Source organism: Phytobacter diazotrophicus (assembly GCF_052061655.1).
Classification (GTDB): domain Bacteria; phylum Pseudomonadota; class Gammaproteobacteria; order Enterobacterales; family Enterobacteriaceae; genus Phytobacter; species Phytobacter diazotrophicus.
In genome coordinates, this window is record NZ_CM125428.1 from 961,670 (window position 1) to 983,921 (window position 22,252).

The 22,252-nt window shown below is 49.9% G+C and carries 22 protein-coding genes and 1 riboswitch; of the genes, 9 read left to right on the plus strand and 13 right to left on the minus strand.

Features of this window, described 5'->3' with window-relative positions; all coding sequences use genetic code 11:
• Positions 1-3 precede the first annotated feature (3 nt).
• From ACS0RQ_RS04670 to mntP, 7 genes are all read right to left on the minus strand, one after another.
• Positions 4-255 (minus strand): acyl carrier protein, encoded by a 252-nt coding sequence (locus tag ACS0RQ_RS04670; protein ID WP_271851921.1) that lies wholly within the window; start codon positions 253-255, stop codon positions 4-6.
• A gap of 13 nt (positions 256-268) precedes the next feature.
• Positions 269-526 carry a phosphopantetheine-binding protein gene (locus ACS0RQ_RS04675; RefSeq protein ID WP_271851927.1) on the minus strand — a complete coding sequence of 86 codons (258 nt, stop codon included), beginning with the start codon at positions 524-526 and terminating at the stop codon, positions 269-271.
• On the minus strand, positions 507-1,322 hold the full coding sequence (locus ACS0RQ_RS04680) for a lysophospholipid acyltransferase family protein (protein ID WP_271851922.1): 816 nt from the start codon (positions 1,320-1,322) through the stop codon (positions 507-509). Before ACS0RQ_RS04680 ends, ACS0RQ_RS04675 begins: the two co-directional genes overlap by 20 nt.
• Positions 1,319-2,041: a beta-ketoacyl synthase chain length factor gene (locus ACS0RQ_RS04685; RefSeq protein ID WP_271851923.1), complete on the minus strand. Its 723-nt coding sequence runs from the start codon at positions 2,039-2,041 to the stop codon at positions 1,319-1,321. The genes ACS0RQ_RS04680 and ACS0RQ_RS04685 overlap by 4 nt, the downstream gene beginning before the upstream one ends.
• A 67-nt stretch (positions 2,042-2,108) precedes the next feature.
• Positions 2,109-3,167, minus strand: a complete 1,059-nt coding sequence (locus ACS0RQ_RS04690) for a methyltransferase (RefSeq protein WP_271851924.1) — start codon at positions 3,165-3,167, stop codon at positions 2,109-2,111.
• A gap of 66 nt (positions 3,168-3,233) precedes the next feature.
• The gene (locus ACS0RQ_RS04695) at positions 3,234-3,623 is read right to left on the minus strand and encodes a hypothetical protein (RefSeq protein ID WP_271851925.1); all 390 of its coding nucleotides are present in this window, start codon (positions 3,621-3,623) and stop codon (positions 3,234-3,236) included.
• Between the two features lie 498 nt (positions 3,624-4,121).
• On the minus strand, positions 4,122-4,694 hold the full coding sequence (gene mntP, locus ACS0RQ_RS04700) for a manganese efflux pump MntP (protein WP_271851926.1): 573 nt from the start codon (positions 4,692-4,694) through the stop codon (positions 4,122-4,124).
• A 293-nt stretch (positions 4,695-4,987) separates the two neighbouring features.
• Positions 4,988-5,057: riboswitch (Fluoride riboswitch) on the plus strand.
• Between the two features lie 80 nt (positions 5,058-5,137).
• On the opposite strand from mntP, the gene crcB reads away from it, so the two are divergent.
• A complete protein-coding gene (crcB, locus tag ACS0RQ_RS04705) occupies positions 5,138-5,512 on the plus strand; it encodes a fluoride efflux transporter CrcB (protein WP_169038861.1) in 375 nt (124 codons plus the stop codon).
• A 48-nt stretch (positions 5,513-5,560) separates the two neighbouring features.
• Here crcB and gudD read toward each other — a convergent pair whose 3' ends face one another.
• Positions 5,561-6,901: a glucarate dehydratase gene (gudD, locus tag ACS0RQ_RS04710; RefSeq protein ID WP_337259722.1), complete on the minus strand. Its 1,341-nt coding sequence runs from the start codon at positions 6,899-6,901 to the stop codon at positions 5,561-5,563.
• Positions 6,902-7,167: 266 nt separating this feature from the next.
• On the opposite strand from gudD, the gene ACS0RQ_RS04715 reads away from it, so the two are divergent.
• On the plus strand, positions 7,168-7,428 hold the full coding sequence (locus ACS0RQ_RS04715; RefSeq protein ID WP_271851576.1) for a hypothetical protein: 261 nt from the start codon (positions 7,168-7,170) through the stop codon (positions 7,426-7,428).
• 844 nt (positions 7,429-8,272) lie between these two features.
• Here ACS0RQ_RS04715 and ACS0RQ_RS04720 read toward each other — a convergent pair.
• Positions 8,273-9,274 carry a sensor domain-containing diguanylate cyclase gene (locus ACS0RQ_RS04720; RefSeq protein WP_271851577.1) on the minus strand — a complete coding sequence of 334 codons (1,002 nt, stop codon included), beginning with the start codon at positions 9,272-9,274 and terminating at the stop codon, positions 8,273-8,275.
• A 180-nt stretch (positions 9,275-9,454) separates the two neighbouring features.
• Between ACS0RQ_RS04720 and ACS0RQ_RS04725 the strand changes: the two genes are divergently transcribed.
• The gene (locus tag ACS0RQ_RS04725; protein WP_271851578.1) at positions 9,455-10,318 is read left to right on the plus strand and encodes an aldo/keto reductase family oxidoreductase; all 864 of its coding nucleotides are present in this window, start codon (positions 9,455-9,457) and stop codon (positions 10,316-10,318) included.
• A gap of 90 nt (positions 10,319-10,408) precedes the next feature.
• Here the strand turns inward: ACS0RQ_RS04725 and ACS0RQ_RS04730 are convergent, their stop codons facing one another.
• Both ACS0RQ_RS04730 and ACS0RQ_RS04735 read right to left on the minus strand, forming a co-directional pair.
• The gene (locus ACS0RQ_RS04730; RefSeq protein ID WP_271851579.1) at positions 10,409-11,551 is read right to left on the minus strand and encodes a trans-sulfuration enzyme family protein; all 1,143 of its coding nucleotides are present in this window, start codon (positions 11,549-11,551) and stop codon (positions 10,409-10,411) included.
• A 10-nt stretch (positions 11,552-11,561) separates the two neighbouring features.
• Positions 11,562-12,932 carry a pyridoxal-phosphate dependent enzyme gene (locus ACS0RQ_RS04735; protein WP_039077134.1) on the minus strand — a complete coding sequence of 457 codons (1,371 nt, stop codon included), beginning with the start codon at positions 12,930-12,932 and terminating at the stop codon, positions 11,562-11,564.
• A gap of 395 nt (positions 12,933-13,327) precedes the next feature.
• Between ACS0RQ_RS04735 and ACS0RQ_RS04740 the strand changes: the two genes are divergently transcribed.
• The 6 genes from ACS0RQ_RS04740 (at position 13,328) to kduD (ending at position 19,466) form a co-directional block, all read left to right on the plus strand.
• Positions 13,328-14,347 (plus strand): methionine ABC transporter ATP-binding protein, encoded by a 1,020-nt coding sequence (locus tag ACS0RQ_RS04740; RefSeq protein ID WP_271851580.1) that lies wholly within the window; start codon positions 13,328-13,330, stop codon positions 14,345-14,347.
• Positions 14,340-15,008 (plus strand): methionine ABC transporter permease, encoded by a 669-nt coding sequence (locus ACS0RQ_RS04745; protein ID WP_271851581.1) that lies wholly within the window; start codon positions 14,340-14,342, stop codon positions 15,006-15,008. Before ACS0RQ_RS04740 ends, ACS0RQ_RS04745 begins: the two co-directional genes overlap by 8 nt.
• Positions 15,009-15,028: 20 nt before the next feature.
• Positions 15,029-15,841, plus strand: a complete 813-nt coding sequence (locus tag ACS0RQ_RS04750) for a MetQ/NlpA family ABC transporter substrate-binding protein (protein WP_039077131.1) — start codon at positions 15,029-15,031, stop codon at positions 15,839-15,841.
• Positions 15,842-16,000: 159 nt separating this feature from the next.
• A complete protein-coding gene (locus tag ACS0RQ_RS04755) occupies positions 16,001-17,182 on the plus strand; it encodes an acetyl-CoA C-acetyltransferase (RefSeq protein ID WP_039077130.1) in 1,182 nt (393 codons plus the stop codon).
• Positions 17,183-17,805: 623 nt separating this feature from the next.
• Positions 17,806-18,642 carry a 5-dehydro-4-deoxy-D-glucuronate isomerase gene (gene kduI, locus ACS0RQ_RS04760; protein ID WP_271851583.1) on the plus strand — a complete coding sequence of 279 codons (837 nt, stop codon included), beginning with the start codon at positions 17,806-17,808 and terminating at the stop codon, positions 18,640-18,642.
• A 62-nt stretch (positions 18,643-18,704) separates the two neighbouring features.
• Positions 18,705-19,466, plus strand: a complete 762-nt coding sequence (gene kduD / locus ACS0RQ_RS04765) for a 2-dehydro-3-deoxy-D-gluconate 5-dehydrogenase KduD (protein ID WP_039077128.1) — start codon at positions 18,705-18,707, stop codon at positions 19,464-19,466.
• A gap of 797 nt (positions 19,467-20,263) precedes the next feature.
• Here kduD and ACS0RQ_RS04770 read toward each other — a convergent pair.
• On the minus strand, positions 20,264-21,316 hold the full coding sequence (locus tag ACS0RQ_RS04770) for a hypothetical protein (protein WP_499079263.1): 1,053 nt from the start codon (positions 21,314-21,316) through the stop codon (positions 20,264-20,266).
• A gap of 29 nt (positions 21,317-21,345) precedes the next feature.
• On the minus strand, positions 21,346-22,182 hold the full coding sequence (locus ACS0RQ_RS04775) for a hypothetical protein (protein WP_271851587.1): 837 nt from the start codon (positions 22,180-22,182) through the stop codon (positions 21,346-21,348).
• Between the last annotated feature and the right edge of the window lie 70 nt (positions 22,183-22,252).

Genomic DNA, 22,252 nt, shown 5'->3' on the forward strand with positions numbered 1-22,252 from the left:
TAATCAGGCTTCTTTGAGCAGGCGTTCTACCGCTTCGACGACATCCTGCACCGTACGAACCGTTTTGAACTCCTCAGGCTTGATTTTTTTGCCTGTTCTCTTCTGCAACTGCACGATCATGTCGACAGCATCAATACTGTCCAGCGCCAGGTCTTCGTACAGGCGTGCCTCAGGTTTAATGCTGTCGGGATCGATTTCAAACAGTTTGATCAGCAGCGTGGAAACTTCCTGATAAATAGCGTGTTGTTCTGTCATAGAGGACTCGTTCTCAGGCACGTTGTGAATGAATGAAAGAGGCCAGCGTTGCCACGGAATAAAAATGCTGTCGCATTTCCTCGTTTTCTGCGGACAGCACAATTCCATACTGATTTTTCACTGCCAATCCCAACTCCAGGGCATCAATAGAATCCAGACCCAAACCGTCACCGAATAAGGCTGCATCGGTGTCGATATCTTCTGCCGTCAATTCATCAAGATTTAACGTATTGATAATGAGATTTTTAATTTCAAGATATAGCGCTTGCATCATTAAGTCCTGATATCGGTGTTTCAACTGATTGTAATTGCTGTAAAAGATGTCGGTTTAGCTGCCTTGCTGCCAGCGCCGGCTCTTGTGTCGTCGCATCATAAAAACGATCAATAGGTACCCGTTCGCCAACCTTTACGGTAAACAGTGGTTTGGATGGCGGAGCGTCATACCATTTGCTCTTTTTATTCAGAAAATTTTCACTGCAGTGGATAGTGACCACGCGTAAATCTTTGGCGCAGCGAATGGCGATGTTGGCTGCACCGCGCTGCAATATCATCTTTTCGCCGGGGCGAGTCCGCGTCCCTTCCGGGAAGATCAATATGGTGTCACCACGATCAAGGCGTTGCTGGCTCTGTGGCAGCAGCGTGTCGGATTGGCTGTTAATCAGATAGTCGGCTGCCCGAATGGGGCCGCTTAAAAAGGGATTGTTTAGTAAGGTACTTTTCACCAGACAGTCGGTTTCCGGCATCACCGATGCAATTATCACGTAGTCGATAAGTGATGGGTGGTTGGCCACCACAAGACAGCCACTTTCCTGGCATAAAAGTTCCTTGCCTTCAATGCGATATTCCATTGCGCCGACGGTCCTGGTCACGGTCAGGAAGAAACGGAAACACGCTGAAATGCTGCGGCGGGCGTAGCGCCGCCGGGTCTGTTTGTCACGAATGACCAGCGACAAAAGATTGAACCAGATAACGGAGAGCAATACGCCCCCAAGACCGAACAGAGCGAAACAAAAGCCGGTCATTGGTATCCGCCACAGGCGGTTCAGTTTGGCCAGGAGGCCCGTCATGAGCGCCTCCATTGCCACAGAGTTTTCTCACCCATGATGGTAAAGAATTGCGCATCGCTAAGATAATGCTGTAAAAATTGCACGCTTTGGGGCAACAGCGCCTCTTCGCCATCGCTTCCGCTTTGCGTGGTGCACTGCAGTTCCTCACCTGAGGAAAAAACCAGCGCAACAGCAAAGGGCCAGGTCGGCATTTTTTCGGGCAGGTCCGAATGGTAAAAATCAGGTAAATATCCGTCGAAATCAACCATAAGCACCCGTTTGAAACCTGCATGCAGCAGTGTAATAACCTCGCATAGCCCTTGTTGAAAAGTATCCATACCAGCGGATAAGGATGAGGAGACAATGGGATGCTTCGCGGTAATAGTCAGATTACCTACGGATGAGTTATGCACCGACATCGCAAAATCAGTGGGTGAGACGTCCTGATGCTTTGCTAACGCGCTCAGAATGCTGTAATTGCGTTCAAGTTCGCCGTGACGACTGGTGTAAAGTACCGCATCAATGGTGTGACGACGCAACATAGACAAGCCGCATTCCACGGCAAGTTTACTGCCTGAACTTAATCGTCTTGCCGTCATCATTGGCAGTTCTGTCAGTTTGGCCTGAGGCGCGTCAGGGTTTATGGCATGGGGCTGCTGTGCCCATTGTTGCCATTCGGGCGTTTCGCATAAGCCTGGTGCTCGCGCCTGCCAGTCGACCAGTTTCAGGGCAAATTTCATCAATGCGCGTCCGTCTTAAAACGATAAACCCGGCACTTTTGCATATTGCTGCCAGGCAATATAAAAATTAGTTTTTCTCGCACAGCAATAAGGTGTGACCCATGCCAAGGCTATCCACCCGTTTTTCCACCTTAAATCCGGCTACGTTAAGAAAGTGATAAAACCTCTCGACGCTGTAGAAACGACTGTTGCCGTTTGCCATACAGGTAAAATAAAGCGAGGTGGCGTTCAGGCTGAACGATGCGGCTTCGAATCGTTGCGCATCCCAGAAGAGCTCCAGAATGCAAAGCCGCGCGCCTGGTTTCATTACGCTGCGGATGCGACCCAGCATGGCAATGATTTGTTCAGGAGAGAAACAATCCAGAAACTGGCTCATCCACCAGATATCAGCCTCAGCTGGCAGTGGCGCTTCACTGAGCATATCCACCCCATGGAAGTGGATACGATGTGATAAACCTGCGTTTTCGATATTCGGGCGGGCCAGCGCAATCTGTTGCGGTAAATCAAGGATGGTGACCGCAACATTGTCGTCAAATTCACAACAACGTAGCGCCCATTTTCCGGTATTTCCGCCTACATCATAGAGTGTCGTTGGGTTGTGGGCGAAAACATGCGGTAGTGCAGCATTAAACGCGCCATCCGAATAGTAATGATCGAAAGCAAACCAACTTTTGCGCACGGATTGCGGTAACTGGGAAAGTACCGGGTAGATCGTTGTTGCGTCGCTAAATACCTTTAACCCGGCGGCGCGGTTCTCTTTTAATGATTCATCTAAGAAGAATAATCCCTGATAACAGACGTCTTGCGTGAAATCCATATTTACGCGAGTCATGGTGTCGTGCAAAAGATAATGACCTACTTTTGACAGGTAATAACGCCCCTCATTGCAAGTAATGATTCGACCGCTGAGTCCCATATCCAGTAAGACGCTAATGGCATAGTCGTTCAGTTCACTGCAGGCCGTTATTTCTTCCAGTGTTGCTCCCACCTTTCCTTGTTTATCCAGGTGGGCAAGGACGTTTGAGTCACGTAAGCAACGTGCGGTTTGAAACAGCATAGGCGCGAATGCGATACGTTGCGCCTCTGTGATAGCATCCAGTGCGCTGAGAGTGTCCTTTGTATACATGACTTACCTGTCTGTGATGAAAATAGCGACAGTTGGGCCCTTCCAGTGGCCCAACTTAATATTGTCTTATTGTGCTGAAATTGAGGAGAGATAGACCTGAATATCTTTGTTCAGGTTATTCACCCAACGGTTATAATTCTTATGGATTTTACCGTTAGCGGCCTCAAGGTTGAGGCTGTTATCATAGGTAATGGAATAACCTGTTGCGGTGTAATTAATACGGATTTCTGCAACATGATCGCGGTTTTGTTGACGTGCTTTAATAACACCCGGCCCCGCTTCATTCATTATCCATTCACGCTGCGTGCCTGCTTTGAAGATGGCTTTTTTCACTTGAGCGGTCGTATGCCCCGCGCCAACAGAGGTCTGTATGTTATCAATGGGTGCTGTATTTGCACAACCCACCAGAACAGTGGCAACAATAACTGCAGCAAACCACGTTTTAAGCTTTTTCATAAGAATTCCCTTCAGTATGATCTGTTAAGCTAATTGAATTATTGTCATTTATAAGAAAAATGTTACCCATTATCGGGGGTGACAAAAGTACAACTCTTTTTATTTTTTAAAAAGCATATTTAACGCGCAGGGCGATTCTTTTTGCAATTTTCAGAAAATATAAAGCAAGCAAGCTTATTGTGCGGATGTATAAGACAATAGAAAAATAGTGTGTATATCTATAGATTGTAGATCGTTATCTGGAAAAATAATTAAAACATATATAAAAACGAATGACGTTTTATTCGCAATCATTTCAAATGAGTAGGGCGCTCAAAAGGGCAGTACGAAACACGGAAAACGCTATATAGCCTTTTTTCGATAGTCCCACGGTTCCCGAACGCAACTGCCGTAGGGGCAGATGGTGGTGATATTGTGTATGGCTGAGCATTTGCTCCTCTATCTTTAAGCAGACACAGATCCTACTGGCATTGTCATGCCAGTAGGGTTTCAGAAACATCAGGCAAAGACTGCCAGGTGTTCCAGCAAAATGGAGCAGCCGATGCCGATCAGCACTACGCCACCCATCACTTCGGCCCATTTACCCATCGCGGCACCCAGAAAACGGCCCAGCAGCATCCCTGTCGTGGCCATAATGGTGGTGGCGAGACCTATCAGCAAGGCGGTGGTGACAATGTTCACCTCGAGGAACGCCAGACCCACACCGACAGCCATAGCATCCAGACTGGTCGCGATAGCGGTGGTGAGCAGTAGCCAGAAACCGTGACGTTTGGGTGCATTTACCGGTTCCTGCCCGTCTTTTTTCATTCCCTCAACTACCATACGCACGCCGAGCAGCATCAGCAGAGCAAAGGCAATCCAGTGATCCCAGCGCATAACGTATTGGCTGGCGGCCAGGCCAATCCCCCAGCCAATCACCGGAGTGATGGCTTCGACCACGCCAAAGATGATGCCAGTGCGCAGCGCTTCTCTCAGCGGCGGGCGATAAAGTGCCGCCCCTTTACCGATCGATGCCGCGAAGGCATCCATAGACATTCCAAATGCCAGAATGAGGAGTGCGTAAAAGCTCATGTGCGTACCTTTTAATACCCGTCTATGTCGAAACGGGTCAAATGCATCAAATATCAGAGAGCGCTATGCTGCCATGTAAATATGATAAATGCAAAAATATCTTATAAATCAATAAGATATAGTATTGGCTATGTTTTATTGCACTGGCTATGTTTGGTTTTATCGTTGCAGAATGAAGGTGTTGCGCTGGGCTGATGTGACGTAAGCTCGTGGTATTGTGCCGTTGCGTTTATGTGGATGCATTCGGGCTATGAATGTTCCTTTCTTGCCTCCCGGCAAAAAACGTTGAACAATGCATGCAAGGTGATGGCGTTCCACCTTACCCAACCGCTTCCCAGCGAAGCTGATGACGCCTGGTATGACTCTTTTAATGGAGGCATGTCGGGCGCTTATCTTTTTCCCTCCTGCATGCCTCGGACACTTTTATTGTTGTTGAGGAAAACATGCTGAAATCTCTCATTGCCGTCATTGTCGGTGGTTCGGCTGGCTGCGTGATCCGCTGGCTGCTCTCAGTGCGCCTGAATGCGCTCTTTCCGAATCTACCGCCTGGCACGTTGCTGGTGAACCTGACTGGCGGGTTTATTATTGGCGGGGCGCTGGCGTTCTTTACGCGACAGCCACATCTGGATCCGACCTGGCGGTTACTGATTACCACCGGGCTGTGCGGGGGAATGACCACGTTTTCAACGTTTTCAGTGGAAATTTTTTCCCAGCTACAGGTAGGCAATTATCTGTGGGCCATCACGTCGGTGATGGTGCATGTGTTTGGCTCATTGCTGATGACCGCACTGGGCTTCTTTGTCATCAACATGCTGTAAAAAAGCCCGCAGGTTTACGCCTGCGGGCCTTGTATGAATCACTATGGGTTAACGCACCATGCAAGGACGTTTGTTGTCGAACGTCCAGCCGGGGATAAGGTACTGCATCCCCATTGCATCGTCGCGCGCGCCCAGACCGTGTTTCTGATACAGCTCGTGCGCCTTCATCACCTGATCCATATCCAGCTCCACGCCCAGACCCGGCGTTGTCGGCACCTGCACCATCCCGCCTTTAATCTCAAACGGCTCCCGGGTCAGACGCTGGTTGCCCTCCTGCCAGATCCAGTGGGTGTCGATGGCGGTGATTTTACCCGGCGCCGCGGCCGCCACGTGGGTGAACATCGCCAGTGAGATGTCGAAGTGGTTGTTGGAGTGGGAGCCCCAGGTCAGGCCAAACTCGTGGCACATCTGCGCCACACGCACGGAGCCCTGCATGGTCCAGAAGTGCGGGTCCGCCAGCGGGATATCCACCGACTGCAGCGACAGCGTGTGCCCCATCTGACGCCAGTCGGTGGCAATCATGTTGGTGGCGGTCGGCAGGCCGGTGGCACGGCGGAACTCCGCCATCACTTCACGCCCGGAGAAGCCCTGCTCCGCGCCGCACGGGTCTTCCGCGTAGGCCAGCGAGCCTTTCAGGTACTTACCGATGCTGATGGCTTCGTTCAAAGACCATGCGCCGTTCGGGTCGAGGGTGACGCGGGCCTGCGGGAAGCGCTTCGCCAGGGCGACAATGGATTCCGCTTCTTCTTCACCGGCCAGCACGCCGCCTTTCAGTTTGAAGTCATTGAAGCCGTATTTTTCATACGCGGCTTCCGCCAGACGCACCACGGCATCCGGGGTCATCGCCTCGTCATGACGCAGACGGTACCAGTCGCATTTTTCATCCGGCTGGCTCTGGTAGGGCAGCGGCGTCGCCTTGCGGTTGCCGACGAAGAACAGGTAGCCGAGCATTTCCACTTCGCTGCGCTGCTGGCCGTCACCGAGCAGGGAGGCGACGTTGACGCCCAGATGTTGGCCCAGCAGGTCGAGCATCGCCGCTTCAATGGCGGTGACCACGTGGATGGTGGTGCGCAGGTCAAAAGTCTGCAGGCCGCGGCCCGCGGCGTCGCGGTCAGCAAAGGCGCTGCGCACCTCATTAAGGACATTTTTGTAGGCGCCGAGGGTTTTGCCGACAATCAGCGGCGTCGCGTCTTCAAGAGTCTGGCGGATTTTTTCGCCGCCGGGGACTTCGCCGACACCGGTGTTGCCGGCGTTGTCGGTGATGATAACGATGTTACGGGTGAAGAACGGCGCATGCGCACCGCTCAGGTTCATCAGCATGCTGTCATGCCCGGCGACCGGGATCACTTTGACGGATGTTACGACTGGAGTTGAAGACTGGCCTGACATAATTCCTCCTGCGGATAGATGGTAACCGAATACCGACGTCATAAACGGTCATCTGCCATGGATATAAAACGTGGCGCTGAATTGCGTGTTGCCAGGATTCTATGACTTTCATTCCAACAAAAATAGACTGACTTAGTGCTTTATTGATTCAATAATTGAATCAATAAAAATGAAGTAATTCTTTAATTATTAAATAGTTATATTATTTTTCAAACTGTGTGGTGCCATTAAAATATGATCATGTACAGGCAGGCGAAGAACTGAAAATGAACGTGGTTGAGGGGATAAAATTTGCCGCAAAACATCGGCAAATTAACCAAATTATAGGTTTTTTTATGCGCTTTTTCGCTGTGCTTTTGCCTGTTTTTCCACCCTGTAATAAAGGTGTTTTTCTGTCGTTTGCCCAGTTTAGCGCGACGGTATTCACGAAATACAACGCCAAAGTAACATTTGCGTTAAAACAGGAGTTGGCGAGCCCCTCAGATCATTCACAAATGGTCATTGTTGAGTTTGGGTTATCTTCTTGATGAAAGTTTGAAACCAGGGCTTTCCGGCCATGTACATGGCCGAAATAGCAGGGCTTATAAAAGCTGCCATTTTGGAAAACAAATGCGAAAGGAATCACGGATTTTTCGTTTTGGGAGGCTGGTTGCCCGAACGGAACGGGCGTTAAATGCCTCGGCACTAGCAGGATGGGTGAAAAATCGTCTGCGTAGCGAAATTGTGCTTGAGTAATAGCTTGCGTTTACGCTTAGTCTGTTTTGCCTGTTAATAAACACCACCAGGATATATCATCTGGTGGTGTTTATTTTTATGCCGTTATTAAAAGCAAGATCAACTGATGTATTTCAGTATCAGTAATAGCAAACAAAATCCCAGCACACCCCAGGACATATGACGACCAGAACGATATACAGGATTCGTGCTGGTGGTTTTACTATGACTATTTTCGATACGCATTAGAATGTTACTTTCAGATGAACGTTAATAAATCGTAACCACCGCAAGGGCTTGCGGTGAACCAAAAAAAACGGATAGGAATATAAAGTCGCCGTTGATACCGGGAGGAATAATCAAAAAAACGTGGCTGTCTGAATATTCGTTGGTCGAAATGCAGGCTGTTGACTAAACCTAAATTTGATAATAACGGGTGCGGTTGAAAAATACATGAGAAAAATGATTTTCTTTAAATTTATTTATATAGATAGACGCTATCTATGACCAATAAAGAGTTGAGTGGGTTTGTATAAATAAATTGATGGCTGAATAAGAGAGGCAATTCAGTAATGGCTGAATTTGCGATGGTATTATTTCAAAAAAAGAGGGTAAATTTTCATTTACCCTCGTGATAAGTGCTTATGCTCCGGCGAGCTATGAGTTTTCGCTGGATTTATGCGCCTGCGTCGGGTTTAGCGGCGGTTTTTTTCTTTCCAGATACATCACGTGCTCGCTGTTGTTCATCATCTCCAGCAAGTTGCCGTGTCTGTCTGGATCGTACTCCACGATGCCGTAAGAATAGTGTAGCCGGAATTTTTTCATTGATTTTTCATTGAGATCATCAATTTTTGACTGCAAGCTGAACAGGAAGGTGTCCACATCCCGATCATCGTCATGGCCCAGCAGGATGACAAACTTGCCTCCTTCCAGGCGTGCGGCAACGTCATTCTTTTTCAGACAGCGCAAAAGCACCGACGCAAATTTTTTGAGCGTACTGTCGCCTTCGTTATGACCGAAAAATTCATTAATAGCGGTGATGTTTTCTACATCTAAGTAAACGAGGCTAAACGATCGTTTATTATCAGTTAACCATGAGAAGCGTTTATCACCCAGTTTGTAGAAACCGCGTTTATTGGGCAATTCGGTCAGCGTGTCCGTCATTGCCATACTGATGATATGAAACTCGTCCTCGACAATGGCACCCAAATCGAGCAACGCATTGATATTTTCCGGGGTAAAGTCACGCGGTTTGTCATCAATAATACATATTGTTCCGGCGATCGAGCCATCTGGCAGGCGTACCGGGCAGCCCGCGTAAAAACGTATATATGGTTCACCAATAACAAACGGGTTATCGTGAAAACGCTCATCCACATTGGTATCTTTCACAATAAAAATCCCCTGTGCCAGGATCGCATGTGCACAGAAAGATATATTGCGAGATGTCTCACGGACTTTCACTTCGCCGCTGCAGGAAACCAGCCATTGCCGATCGCGATCTAACAGGCTGATTATGCCTATTGGAACGTCAAACGCAGTTTTTGCCAGACGAGTCAGGCGATCTAAGCGCTCGTCATCCTTTTTATCGAGCAGGTCCATCATATAAAGAGATTTAAGACGCTCGGTTTCGTTTTCTGGTATTTCAGGAAATTTCATAGTGAGGCCTCATTAGCTATAGGATTACTATATCAGAGGTTTCTTATTTAGGTAGCGCCTCAAGACTCACCTTTACGTTGTATGAGAAATATTCTCCTCGTGTAGCATGGCACAGATTACGCTGTTGCCTCTGTCTGCGCCGTCCTACAATGTGTTCACTTATCACCCAGGAGGTATTCCATGTCTCAACCCACGCTTACTTATCGTCTTGGCGATCGCGAAGTTGGTCGTCTTGGCTATGGCGCAATGCAACTGGCCGGTCCCGGCGTGTTCGGGCCGCCGGCTGACGAAGCGAAGGCGATTCAGGTGCTTCGTGACGCCGTGTCGGCTGGTGTTAATCATATCGACACCAGCGATTTCTATGGTCCGCATATCACTAACCAAATAATCAAAAAAGCGCTGCACCCGTATCCGGCCGATCTGTGCATCGTGACTAAAGTTGGGGCGCGTCGTGATGACAAAGCCAACTGGCTGCCTGCGTTTAGCGCCGAAGAACTAACGCGCGCGGTAGAAGATAACCTGCGTAATCTTGGCCTCGACGCTATAGAAGTGGTCAACTTACGCAGTATGCATGGTGTGCACGGGCCTGCGGAAGGTTCGCTGGAAGCTGAACTGGAAACATTAATTACCCTTAAAGAGCGCGGACTGATCCGTCATATCGGGCTGAGTAATGTGACGGCGAAGCAGGTTGCTGATGCGCAGGCGATGACGCCGATTGTCTGCGTTCAGAATATGTATAACGTGGCAAACCGTGAAGATGATGCGCTGATTGATGTGCTGAACGCACAGGGCATTGCCTATGTGCCGTTCTTCCCGCTGGGTGGCTTTACGCCGCTGCAATCCGGGGAACTGAACGCGGTGGCGCAACGTTTAAATGCCACACCAATGCAGGTTGCACTGGCATGGCTGCTGCAACGTTCGCCTAATATTCTGCTGATTCCGGGTACCTCGTCGCCTGTGCATCTGCAGGAAAACCTGGCCAGCGCGCAACTGACACTGCCAGATGATGTGCTGGATATCCTCAACGGTATCGATAAGCGCTAAGTCGTATTGCCCCTCTCCCTGGCCCTCTCCCTTGAGGGAGAGGCGTTGTAGCCCCGGTTAGCGCAGCGCCACCGGGGAAGGTCAATGCCGTTACGCCAGCGCCTGCTGCCAGTCGGCAATCAAATCATCCGCCCCTTCGATGCCCACTGATAACCGAATCAACTGCGGCGTAATGCCATTCGCCAGCCGCTGCTCAAGCGGAATAGAGGCGTGCGTCATGCTGTAGGGCTGGCTCACCAGACTCTCCACACCGCCCAGACTCTCGGCGAGCGTAAACAGTTTTAGCTTACTGATAATCGCAGTGGCGTACTGGTCATCGCCTTTCACTACCACCGAAATCATCCCGCCTGGCAGCGCCATCTGCTTACGCGCCAGCGCATGATGCGGATGCGACGGCAACCACGGGAACCACACTTTCTCCACCTGCGGCTGCTGCTCCAGCCACTGGGCGAGGGCCAGCGCGTTACTGCTGTGGCGCTCAATACGTAGCGACAGCGTGCGGATTCCGCGTAGCGTCAGGAAACTGCTGAACGGGTCAAGCACGCCGCCTATGGCATTTTGCAAATAGCCCAGTTTTTCTGCCAGCGCCGGGTTATCACCCACCACCGCCAGCCCGGCCACCACGTCAGAGTGCCCGTTCAGGTATTTGGTGGCGGAGTGCACCACAATATCGAAACCCAGTTCAATAGGGCGATGAATCACCGGCGAAGCAAAGGTGTTATCCGCCACGCTCAGGATCTTATGCCGTTGCGCGATGGTCGCAATTGCTTCCAGATCTGCCAGCTTAAGCAATGGGTTTGTCGGTGTTTCAACCCAGATCATCCGCGTGTCCGGGCGGATGGCGGCCTCCAGCCCTGCCAGATCGTCGGGCTTCACCCAGCTCACCCGCAGGCCGGTGCTGCGCTTACGCACATTTTCGATAAGCCGGTAAGTGCCGCCGTATACATCATCAACCGCGACAATATGGCTATCCTTATCCAGCAATTCCAGTACCGTGGAAATCGCCGCCAGCCCGGAGGCAAAGGCATAACCACGCGTGCCGCCTTCGAGTTCGGCAATCGCGGTTTCCAGCGCGTGACGAGTCGGGTTACCGCTACGGGAATATTCATAACCGGTATGCTGACCGGGCGCAGGCTGCGCAAAGGTGGACGTGGCATAAATCGGCGGCATCACCGCGCCGTGCTGGTCGGTAAAGGTGCCACTGTGCACGCTCAACGTATTCAACGTTTTCATCTGTACTCCTTTATTGTTCCAGGCGGTTACGCCAGGTGGTCAGAACATCGCTGCGGGTAATCAGGCCAAGAAAGCGGTCATTGTCGGCAATCACAGCCACCAGGCCCCGGTCAAAAATGGCTTTCAGCGCGCTTTCCGGCGCGTGCTTGTCGAGGGTTTCCACGTTGCGGGTCATCGCCTCTTTCACCGGTGATGAAAAACGCGCGCTATCACCCTGTACGTGGCTTATCAGATCCCACTCATCGACAATGCCGACGACCCGGCCGTTTTCCAGCACGGGAAGCTGCGAGAAATCATACAGACGCATGCGCGCCAGCACGGCGGCCAGGGTGTCATCCGGCGCGGCGGTGACGGTGGCCCCTTCGTCGTGGCGCAGGGCAATGAAATCGGTCAGGTCGCCGCGCGTCGGGCGGCTTAACAAGCCTTGCTGGCGCATCCAGTCATCATTAAACATTTTGGAGAGGTATTTATTGCCGCTGTCGCAGGCGAGCGTTACCACACGTTTGGCGGTCGTCTGCGCCTGGCAATAACGCAGCGCGGCGCTGAGCAGCGTACCGGTTGAAGAACCGGCCAGCACGCCTTCGGTTTGTAGCAGAGCTCGCGCGGCGGCAAACGCTTCAGCATCGGTAACCCGGTAGGCCTTATGTACGCCGTCGATATGCGCCAGCGGTGGGATAAAATCCTCACCGATGCCTTCGACCAGCCAGGAGCCGGGCTCACCGTATTGCCCGGTTTCAACCTGATCGGCCAGAATAGAACCTGCCGGGTCGGCGAGGATAAATTCGGTTTTCGGCGAGTGTTCGGCAAACCATGCCTGCAATCCCCCCAGCGTGCCGCCGGAACCGACGCCAACGACAATCGCGTCGATATCACCGTCAAGCTGGGCGTAAATTTCCGGCGCGGTGGTACTAAAGTGCGCCAGCGGATTGGCTTCGTTATTAAACTGGTCAATGTAAAATGCACCCGGCGTCTCTTGCGCCAGGCGGCGGGCATAATCCTGGTAGTAGGCCGGGTGCCCTTTGTTGACATCAGAGCGCGTTAAAACCACTTTCGCCCCCAACGCCCGCAGGTGGAAGATCTTCTCCCGGCTCATTTTGTCTGGCACCACCAGAATCAATGAATAGCCTTTTTGCGCGGCAATCAGCGCCAGACCAAGGCCAGTATTGCCCGCCGTCGCCTCTATGATCGTTCCGCCTGGCTGTAAATGGCCCAGTCGTTCGGCTTCGTTAATCATCGACAGCGCAACGCGGTCTTTGATAGAACCGCCAGGGTTCTGGTTTTCCAGCTTCAGAAACAGGCTGCAGGGGCCCGTCTCCAGCTTATGCAACTGGAGGAGCGGAGTCTGGCCGATAAGTTCACTAATCGAATGCAATACTGACATGGTTAATCACCCACAGATAAACGTGATGAGCGGATGATAGGTCTGTCAATTTGCCTGTTTAAAGAACGTTTCTCCGGCAATTAGAACAAAAAGAAATATGAAGTGCTATTTAGACATCAGGAGGGAAAGGTGGTTAGCCGTCCGGATGTGTCGATTGCCAGAATTTGGCATTTTTGCTCTATTTTTAGCCACTTTGCCAGCAATCTTCCTGCGTATTATGCGTTTAGCAGATAACCATTGCTGAATTTAGTCATTAGACAGAATAGTGAGAATCGCTGCCTCTTAGCGCCGAAAGTTATATCTAATGTCTATTTAGTTATTTGAATTATATTCATGACTGATTATTATCGTTTGGACTTCCATACTGCTAAACCGCCAAACGGAAAAGTAACGCAATGATCGTTCTCAGGAATATTTCTAAGATTTTCGACCAGGGAAAGGCGTCGATTACCGCCGTAGACAGCGTCAATCTGTCGGTTGAGCAGGGGCAAATTTACGGGATTATCGGCTACAGCGGCGCCGGAAAAAGTACGCTGATTCGTCTGCTGAACGGTCTGGAAAAGCCGACCTCGGGCAGCGTAGTGATAAACGGTCAGGACATCTCTGCGGCAAAGGGCGAGCAATTGCGCCAGGCCCGGCTGAAAATCAGCATGGTTTTCCAGCACTTCAACCTGTTGTGGTCACGCACGGTGGCAGAAAACATTGCCTTTTCCATGCAGATTGCCGGTGCGCCAAAAGCGAAAATCAATGCCCGCGTGGCGGAGTTGATTGAGCTGGTGGGGCTGAAAGGCCGTGAAAATGCTTACCCGTCGCAATTGAGCGGTGGACAAAAGCAGCGCGTGGGGATTGCCCGTGCGCTGGCAAACAACCCGGATGTGCTGCTGTGTGATGAGGCGACATCGGCTCTGGATCCGCAAACCACCGATCAGATCCTCGATCTGTTGCTGGACATTAACCGTCGTTTCCAACTGACGATTGTGCTCATCACCCATGAAATGCATGTGGTGCGCAAAATCTGTGACCGCGTGGCGGTGATGGAAAATGGCTGCGTGGTGGAAGAGGGGGATGTGATCAGCGTCTTTACGCATCCTCAGCAGCCGATCACCCGCCAGTTTGTGCGCCAGATTAGCCAGTATGAAGAAGCAGAATTTAACCCTGAGCTGAACGCGGGTCTCGACGGTACCGTCATCAAGCTGACCTTTACCGGGCATAACACGCATCAGCCTGTCGTCGGTGAACTGACGCTGCGCTACGGCCTGCCGTTCAACATTTTGCATGGAAAAATGACCCAAACCGCTCATGGCGTGTTTGGTCAACTGTGGGTGCACGTCGTCGCCACAGAGGAACAGGTAAACAATATCCTCGCGGATTTACGCCATAGCGATATTGAAGGCGAGGTGATTAAACATGCTTGAGACACTATTTCCGCACCTGAAACTGGTCCAACTGTGGGCGGCCACGCAGGAGACGCTCTACATGACGGCACTCTCTGGCGCGGCGACTTTTGTGCTGGGGATCATTCTTGGACTGGCGCTGTTTTTGACCGCCCGCGGCGGATTATTTCAAAACCGCGTGCTCTATAGCCTGATATCGATTTTGGTGAATGTGTTCCGCTCGATCCCGTTCATCATTCTGATTGTTCTGCTGATTCCGTTTACCAAAACGATTGTCGGCACCATCCTCGGGGCGAACGCCGCGCTGCCCGCACTGATTGTCGGAGCCGCGCCGTTTTATGCCCGCCTGGTGGAGATTGCCCTGCGTGAGGTGGACAAAGGGGTTATCGAGGCGACCCGTTCGATGGGGGCACGCCTTAGCACACTGATTTTTCGGGTTTTACTGCCTGAATCATCGCCTGCACTGGTTTCCGGTATCACGGTGACGCTGATTGCTCTGGTGAGCTACAGCGCTATGGCCGGGGTTATCGGTGCGGGTGGCTTAGGAAATCTGGCTTATCTGGAAGGATTCCAGCGCAACCATGGCGACGTCACGCTGGTGGCGACAGTGACCATTTTGATTATTGTCTTCATCATCCAGTTCTGCGGCGACGCAGTGACTTCTCTGTTAGATAAACGCTAATAAAATTAGGGAAACACATCATGAAAAAAACACTGACACTGATTGCCGCCATGACTTTGGGTGCAATGAGCTTCTCCTCCTGGGCCGACAAACTGACCGTGGGCGCTTCTAACGTGCCGCACGCTGAAATTCTGGAGCAGGCGAAACCGATTCTCGCAAAACAAGGTATCGATCTGGAGATCAAACCGTTCCAGGATTACATTCTGCCGAACACCGCGCTGGCTGGCCGTGAAATCGACGCCAACTACTTCCAGCACATTCCGTACCTGAACAGCGTACTGAAAGATCACGCGGGCGATAAAACCTATGATTTCGTCAGCGCGGGCGCAATCCACATTGAGCCGATTGGTATCTACTCCAAAAAATACAAGTCGCTGAAAGACCTGCCGCAGGGGGGCAAAATCATCATGCGTGATGCGGTATCCGAAGAAGGCCGTATCCTCTCTATCTTCGAAAAAGAGGGCGTGATCAAGCTGAAACCGGGCGTGGATAAAGTCTCTGCGCGTATCAGCGATATCGTTGAAAACCCGAAAAAACTGCAGTTCCAGCCGAACGTAGAAGCGGCGCTGCTGCCGCAGATGTATAACAACGACGAAGGTGACGCGGTGGTGATCAACGCCAACTACGCCATTGACGCAGGCCTGGACCCGGTACACGATCCTATCGCGGTTGAGAGCGGCGAAAACAACCCGTACGCCAACATCATTACCGTACACCGTGGCGATGAGAAGAAAAAAGACATCGTAGCGCTGGTAAACGTCCTGCACTCTAAAGAGATTCAGGACTGGATCCGCACCAAATACAAAGGTGCGGTAATCCCGGTAAACAACTGATTACTGCTGTTTCTGTGCGACGGGCTTGCCTGTCGCACCTCCTTTCCCGAACCTGTTCCTGCCCGCCTGTGTGATGAATCTCACCGATTTTAAACAATTGCGATAATACTTGATAACAACGTACTACTATTGCCTGGGTCAATTTGCGCTGAGGTAGAAATGAAAGATGTCGTTATCGTGGCTGCGGTTCGCACGCCTATCGGCTGTTTTCAGGGGGCGCTATCGCACCATTCTGCCGTTGAGCTGGGAAGTTATGTCGTGCAGGCACTTCTTGATCGCAGCGGGATTCACCCCCAGACCGTTGATGAAGTCATTTTAGGCCAGGTGCTTACCGCAGGCGCCGGGCAAAACCCTGCCCGCCAGTCGGCAATTAAAGGCGGGCTGCCAATGACGGTTTCGGCTATCACTATTAATGATGTGTGCGGGTCAGGGCTGAAAGCGCTGCATCTGGCGTCGCAGGCGATTCAGTGCGGCGAAGCCGATGTGGTTATTGCGGGCGGTCAGGAGAATATGAGCCGTGCCCCCCATGTGCTGACCGACAGCCGTACCGGGGCGCGACTGGGCAATAGCCAGCTTATCGACAGCCTGGTTCACGACGGATTATGGGATGCCTTCAACGATTACCATATGGGCGTGACCGCAGAAAACCTGGCGCGGGAGTACGGCATCAGCCGTGCCAACCAGGATGACTGGGCGCTCCGTTCGCAGCAAAAAGCGCGCGCCGCTATTGATTCCGGGCGTTTTCGCGATGAAATCGTGCCGGTGAAAGCGCTGTCCACCGACGGGCGACCATTACTGGTTGATACCGATGAGCAACCGCGCACCGACGCCAGCGCAGAAGGGCTTGCGAAACTCTCTCCGGCATTTGAACTGACGGGGTCGGTCACCGCGGGTAACGCCTCGTCCATTAATGACGGTGCCGCCGCTGTGATGATGATGAGTGAAGCCAAAGCGCAGGAGCTGAATTTGCCGGTGATGGCGCGTATTCGTGCCTTTGCCAGCGTAGGCGTCGATCCCGCCCTGATGGGCATCGCACCGGTTTATGCCACCCGTCGCTGCCTTGAGCGCGTGGGCTGGCACCTGGATGACGTCGACCTGATTGAGGCCAATGAAGCCTATGCCGCCCAGGCGCTGTCTGTCGGTAAAGTGCTGGAGTGGGATGAAAAGCGGGTGAATGTAAACGGCGGTGCCATTGCGCTTGGCCATCCTATCGGTGCATCCGGTTGCCGTATTCTGGTCTCGCTGGTGCATGAAATGAAAAAACGTAATGCCCGTAAAGGGCTGGCGACCTTATGTATCGGTGGCGGGCAGGGTGTGGCGCTGGCGATAGAACGCGACTGAGTCCTTCTTGCAGATAACGTCCTTTTCCCCCTAAAAAAAAGCCCTCCGTTAAGGAGGGCAAGGCCAGTTACAGAAACACTAACTCAAACGTCCCCGGGCAACGCGCCGCGCTACCCTGTTGTTTCTTTGTCGATACTTCCCTGGTGTATACGCATTCATTTTCGTGCCGTTATACGCGCCATCAACATTTCAAAAGCTTGGTGTTAATTTATCAAAACATCGTTTTACTTTGTGTGACGACCTGCGCAGTTTAAAAGAAAACCTAGCGCTTCGCATCCTGAAAAACGCGATAACGTTGCGATATCAAAAAGAATCTTAGATTTCGCGCAGTAAAAATGCCTGCAGACTGTTAAAACTTCAAGATGTTATTAACTATTTGTTTGTTATCATTAAATTCTGTTCTCATGCCCAATAAACCGCCCCTCTTCCTTATGTAAATGCCAGACGTTCGTGATCGCAACTACAGTTTTAGAAATATATTACGAAAAAAATGAAACGTTGTTTTATATAACATTGAAAACGTGTTTTAGCCGGGATAAGATGTGCCCATACTGCAAAACGGAACGTTTTTTATTCGCTCCGTTACGTGCGATTCGAATGAAACATTGACTGCGGAGGTAAATGTGGACGTAAGACAAAGCATCCACAGTGCGCATGCGAAAACGCTGGATACCCAGGGACTGCGCAATGAATTTTTGGTTGAAGAGGTATTCGTCGATGACGAATACACCATGGTCTATAGCCACATCGACCGTATTATCGTCGGTGGCATTAAGCCGGTCGCCAAAACCGTCTCTGTTGGCGGCGAAGTGGGCAAGCAACTGGGCGTAAGCTACTTCCTGGAACGCCGTGAATTGGGCGTTATCAATATCGGCGGCCCGGGCACCATTACCGTTGATGGTCAGTGCTATGAAATTGGCCATCGCGACGCGTTATATGTCGGCAAAGGGGCGAAAGAAGTGGTGTTTGCCAGCGTCGATACCGCGACACCCGCGAAGTTCTACTACAACTGCGCACCGGCACATACTACTTACCCGACCAAAAAAGTGACGCCTGCGGATGTTTCTCCGGTCACGCTGGGTGACAACCTCACCAGCAACCGTCGCACCATCAATAAATACTTCGTGCCGGACGTGCTGGAAACCTGCCAGTTGAGCATGGGGCTGACCGAACTCGCGCCGGGTAACCTGTGGAACACCATGCCGTGCCATACCCATGAGCGCCGCATGGAAGTCTACTTCTACTTCAATATGGATGAGGACGCATGCGTGTTCCACATGATGGGGCAGCCGCAGGAGACCCGCCATATTGTGATACATAACGAACAAGCGGTGATTTCGCCGAGCTGGTCTATTCACTCAGGCGTGGGGACGAAAGCGTATACCTTTATCTGGGGTATGGTTGGTGAAAACCAGGTCTTTGATGACATGGATCACGTCGCGGTTAAAGATCTGCGCTAAGCACCACAGGCATAACGAAAATATGCCTGCGGGTGCAGGCGTAGAAAGATTAAGGAACCAACATGATTCTGGATGCATTCTCTCTTCAAGGTAAAGTGGCTGTCGTTTCCGGGTGTGATACAGGTCTGGGCCAGGGCATGGCGCTGGGTCTGGCGGAAGCGGGTTGCGATATCGTGGGTATCAACATTGTTGAACCGACCGAAACCATCGAGCGCGTTACGGCGCTGGGCCGTCGTTTCCTGAGCCTGACGGCTGACCTGCGTAAAATCGACGGTATCCCGGCACTGCTGGATCGTGCGGTGGCCGAGTTCGGCAAAATCGACATTCTTGTCAATAACGCTGGCCTGATCCGTCGCGAAGACGCGATCAATTTCAGCGAGCAGGACTGGGATGACGTGATGAACCTGAACATCAAAAGCGTCTTCTTTATGTCCCAGGCTGCGGCGAAACACTTCATCGCTCAGGGCAATGGCGGCAAGATCATTAATATCGCCTCCATGCTCTCCTTCCAGGGCGGTATTCGCGTGCCGTCTTATACCGCTTCTAAAAGCGGTGTGATGGGCGTGACCCGTCTGCTGGCGAACGAGTGGGCGAAACACAACATCAACGTCAACGCCATCGCGCCGGGCTATATGGCGACCAATAACACCCAGCAATTACGTGCTGACGAAGAGCGCAGTGCGGCTATTCTCGACCGTATTCCGGCGGGGCGCTGGGGTTTACCGAGTGACCTGATGGGGCCGATTGTTTTCCTCTCCTCCAGTGCATCTGATTACATTAACGGCTATACCATCGCGGTCGACGGCGGTTGGCTGGCGCGTTAATTCGCCTGATACCGTTCTTCTTTGAAGGGTAATAAAAAAGCTAGTCAGTGGTAAGCTGACTGGCTTTTTATTGTCACCCCTAAACCACCTCCTGGGGAGGTGGTGATTGATTTTGATGAAATTGAGAAAGTTTTTACTGGCTATTAATGACCAGGCCCAGCCTGCACCACGTCCCGGGCTACGCTAAAACCATGGTAGTGGTATTGAATCATTTTAATCTGGGTATAAAGCAAGTCTTGTAGTGCACATTTTTTATATGCAAGGAAACTCTCCTCCAGCACCATTGGTGATAGGATTGGGAATCCTTTCCTGTAGGGTATTAATCCGTGTGTGATTACTGTCTTTAATAATCAAAACCACTGGCAAAAAGTATCGCAATGGCAAGTGATAAATGATAAGGAAACCCGCCTCTTATGGCATAACGAGTATAGTGTATTAACTTTTTACGATTTTCCTGTATCAATGGATTATGAATTAAACCTGTTCTGTCAGCACTCCACCGGAATCGTCCTAAAACCAACACCGCTGCCGTGGGATACTGCATATCTGCCAGTTTGAGAATAAGATCTTGGTAATGTAAATCCAGGATGTCCGTCCGTCTGAGATGCCTGCCATGCTGGTCAACGATTTTATTCTTGTTCTCTCACATAAAATTAAGATCATCGTCATTAAACTGATCTTAAGCCACTTTTCTGTTTGTCTTCTTTCCATTTCTGTACTTTTTACATGGCCAGAGTTGACAGCCAAATAGCGTATTATATTCAGCGTTTTTTGTTTATCACTCAGACATCGATAATTCAAGGTTCTGGCATTATAGGATCATGCTCGGATCGCCACGTATAATAATTCCATTCTGATATGTTATCTTTAATTTGTATAGCAATCTTCAAGCCTTTTTCTTTTTGTTCGGGGCTAAGCCCTTTTTCTTTGAGTTTGACACGTATAGTTTTATTAAAATTGTCGAATATTTCTTCATTTTCTGATTCAGAACGGTATTGGTCAGCGTATTTCTGTTGAAAATTACGATAATTCATTTGAGCGACTAAAGACCATGCATATGCCTGTTCCAGATTCTGTTCTATACCCGCACCATAAAGATAAAATTCACTTATTCTTATCTGGGCATATTGTGAGCCATGGAGCGCGCTCATTTTATAGGCAGAAAAACTTTCCATCAGTTGTTCTTTAGACAAGTTGGTGATTCTGTCTGATAGTGAATTTACTTCGCTAAAGTAGCTGTTCTTGAATGCGAATCCTGATGGGAAGAGTATATAATCTGCTAATGATGAATATTCATGATACCCACCCTTAATGGCATATCGCATATACCGGATAAGCTTATTGCGGTTTTCATGCGTTAATGGATTAAATTTTGTGTAGGTTGTACCTGCTGTCCATTTAAGTCTTCCGGTAGCTAGTCTGGCAGCCAGGGGATAACGCATTTCAGCCAGTGTGGTAATAAATTCGCTGTAATCCATATTAAATACATCAGGGCGTTTAAGACGATGCCCATAGCGATTGACAATACGGTGCGCATTTTTTTTATAAAAATCTTCAAGAAAAACGTTGTCGTCAACGAGAAACTGAATGCGTGCATATTGAATCATCGCATTTTTATCACCCTGCCAGGCATGTATAATAAGGTTTATCAGATTTTCATCACTTTCAATTATATGCGTTTCTGGCGTTATGGCTTTTCGTTGCATTATCCATGACTGTTTCACTGTCCATAATTCAGACCTGGGAAGTAGTGATGGTTTTATAGAAAAAGCCATATCAATTGTACCATCATGCGCAGAGTTAGTAAGTAGCGTCATAACCACCAGGAATAATGAACGTATTAATGTCATGGATTGCGGCCTGTTATTGAAGCTTCATTTTATATAAAGGTTAAATCATCAAAGTTAAACTTTTCTGGTGCAACATGACGATTATACTCTTCTCCATTGCGAAATTTCCTACACGGCCAGATTTGCCCATCGTTTAATGCTGAGAACTCTTCTTGTTTCGAATAATGCTTTTTGATTTTGTTTCCTGATTTATACCCCCAAAGTACAAGATTTTTACTTCCCAGAATGTCGACTTCGACATAATCATTGGCCATCTCTCTATATCTGATTTCACTCGAATGGATGATGGAATTGTAAGAAGCAAACACCATTTGTCCAATAACGTTCGTTTCATGGAATTTGGAGAACGAGCGGGCGATACATTCTTTGCTATTTCGTTCGATGATATCATCATCTTCAAAACGCCCGGACCGGCAGCTATGCAGTACCAGGTAACCATTTTGTGGATGCCACCTAAGTTTCTCCAGTGTTTTTACTACTTCTTCTGTAATATGTTCGCCCTCTTTGATGATGATGAAATCAGAATTACTATGCGCAAAAATATGGATTTCATACAGCTCATAGGTGTACATTCCCGATTTATTCCGTAATTGCAGGTCATTAAAGATACTTGTCCAGATATCTTTAAATTCCTGTTGGCTTCTGAATATCTTAGGTGCCGGGATCACACTCTCAGGGTCTTTCTCCAGTAGTCGCTTTCTTTTAAACTCTGCGGCTTTCAGCATTTCAGCACCACCATGTCCGCCGTAGGCAATCATCGCATCATATCTTTTTGGTCTACTTATTATTACATGATGAATATAGGGTTCTTCGCCTTCTTTTACACGTTTTGGTTTTGCGACTGTAAAATTTTCAAGCTGTGGCATTAAAAATATCCTTATTATAAATAACAAAATGATGTCGGGGCTGATAATGTTTTAAATACGAAAATTTTTA

Excerpts from the sequence above, each read along its gene's own strand:
- ACS0RQ_RS04670 (WP_271851921.1), bottom strand. The coding sequence starts at position 255 with ATGACAGAACAACACGCTATTTATCAGGAAGTTTCCACGCTGCTGATC.
- ACS0RQ_RS04675 (WP_271851927.1), bottom strand. The coding sequence starts at position 526 with ATGCAAGCGCTATATCTTGAAATTAAAAATCTCATTATCAATACGTTA.
- ACS0RQ_RS04680 (WP_271851922.1), bottom strand. The coding sequence starts at position 1,322 with ATGACGGGCCTCCTGGCCAAACTGAACCGCCTGTGGCGGATACCAATG.
- ACS0RQ_RS04685 (WP_271851923.1), bottom strand. The coding sequence starts at position 2,041 with ATGAAATTTGCCCTGAAACTGGTCGACTGGCAGGCGCGAGCACCAGGC.
- ACS0RQ_RS04690 (WP_271851924.1), bottom strand. The coding sequence starts at position 3,167 with ATGTATACAAAGGACACTCTCAGCGCACTGGATGCTATCACAGAGGCG.
- ACS0RQ_RS04695 (WP_271851925.1), bottom strand. The coding sequence starts at position 3,623 with ATGAAAAAGCTTAAAACGTGGTTTGCTGCAGTTATTGTTGCCACTGTT.
- mntP (WP_271851926.1), bottom strand. The coding sequence starts at position 4,694 with ATGAGCTTTTACGCACTCCTCATTCTGGCATTTGGAATGTCTATGGAT.
- crcB (WP_169038861.1), top strand. The coding sequence starts at position 5,138 with ATGCTGAAATCTCTCATTGCCGTCATTGTCGGTGGTTCGGCTGGCTGC.
- gudD (WP_337259722.1), bottom strand. The coding sequence starts at position 6,901 with ATGTCAGGCCAGTCTTCAACTCCAGTCGTAACATCCGTCAAAGTGATC.
- ACS0RQ_RS04715 (WP_271851576.1), top strand. The coding sequence starts at position 7,168 with ATGAACGTGGTTGAGGGGATAAAATTTGCCGCAAAACATCGGCAAATT.
- ACS0RQ_RS04720 (WP_271851577.1), bottom strand. The coding sequence starts at position 9,274 with ATGAAATTTCCTGAAATACCAGAAAACGAAACCGAGCGTCTTAAATCT.
- ACS0RQ_RS04725 (WP_271851578.1), top strand. The coding sequence starts at position 9,455 with ATGTCTCAACCCACGCTTACTTATCGTCTTGGCGATCGCGAAGTTGGT.
- ACS0RQ_RS04730 (WP_271851579.1), bottom strand. The coding sequence starts at position 11,551 with ATGAAAACGTTGAATACGTTGAGCGTGCACAGTGGCACCTTTACCGAC.
- ACS0RQ_RS04735 (WP_039077134.1), bottom strand. The coding sequence starts at position 12,932 with ATGTCAGTATTGCATTCGATTAGTGAACTTATCGGCCAGACTCCGCTC.
- ACS0RQ_RS04740 (WP_271851580.1), top strand. The coding sequence starts at position 13,328 with ATGATCGTTCTCAGGAATATTTCTAAGATTTTCGACCAGGGAAAGGCG.
- ACS0RQ_RS04745 (WP_271851581.1), top strand. The coding sequence starts at position 14,340 with ATGCTTGAGACACTATTTCCGCACCTGAAACTGGTCCAACTGTGGGCG.
- ACS0RQ_RS04750 (WP_039077131.1), top strand. The coding sequence starts at position 15,029 with ATGAAAAAAACACTGACACTGATTGCCGCCATGACTTTGGGTGCAATG.
- ACS0RQ_RS04755 (WP_039077130.1), top strand. The coding sequence starts at position 16,001 with ATGAAAGATGTCGTTATCGTGGCTGCGGTTCGCACGCCTATCGGCTGT.
- kduD (WP_039077128.1), top strand. The coding sequence starts at position 18,705 with ATGATTCTGGATGCATTCTCTCTTCAAGGTAAAGTGGCTGTCGTTTCC.
- ACS0RQ_RS04770 (WP_499079263.1), bottom strand. The coding sequence starts at position 21,316 with ATGACATTAATACGTTCATTATTCCTGGTGGTTATGACGCTACTTACT.
- ACS0RQ_RS04775 (WP_271851587.1), bottom strand. The coding sequence starts at position 22,182 with ATGCCACAGCTTGAAAATTTTACAGTCGCAAAACCAAAACGTGTAAAA.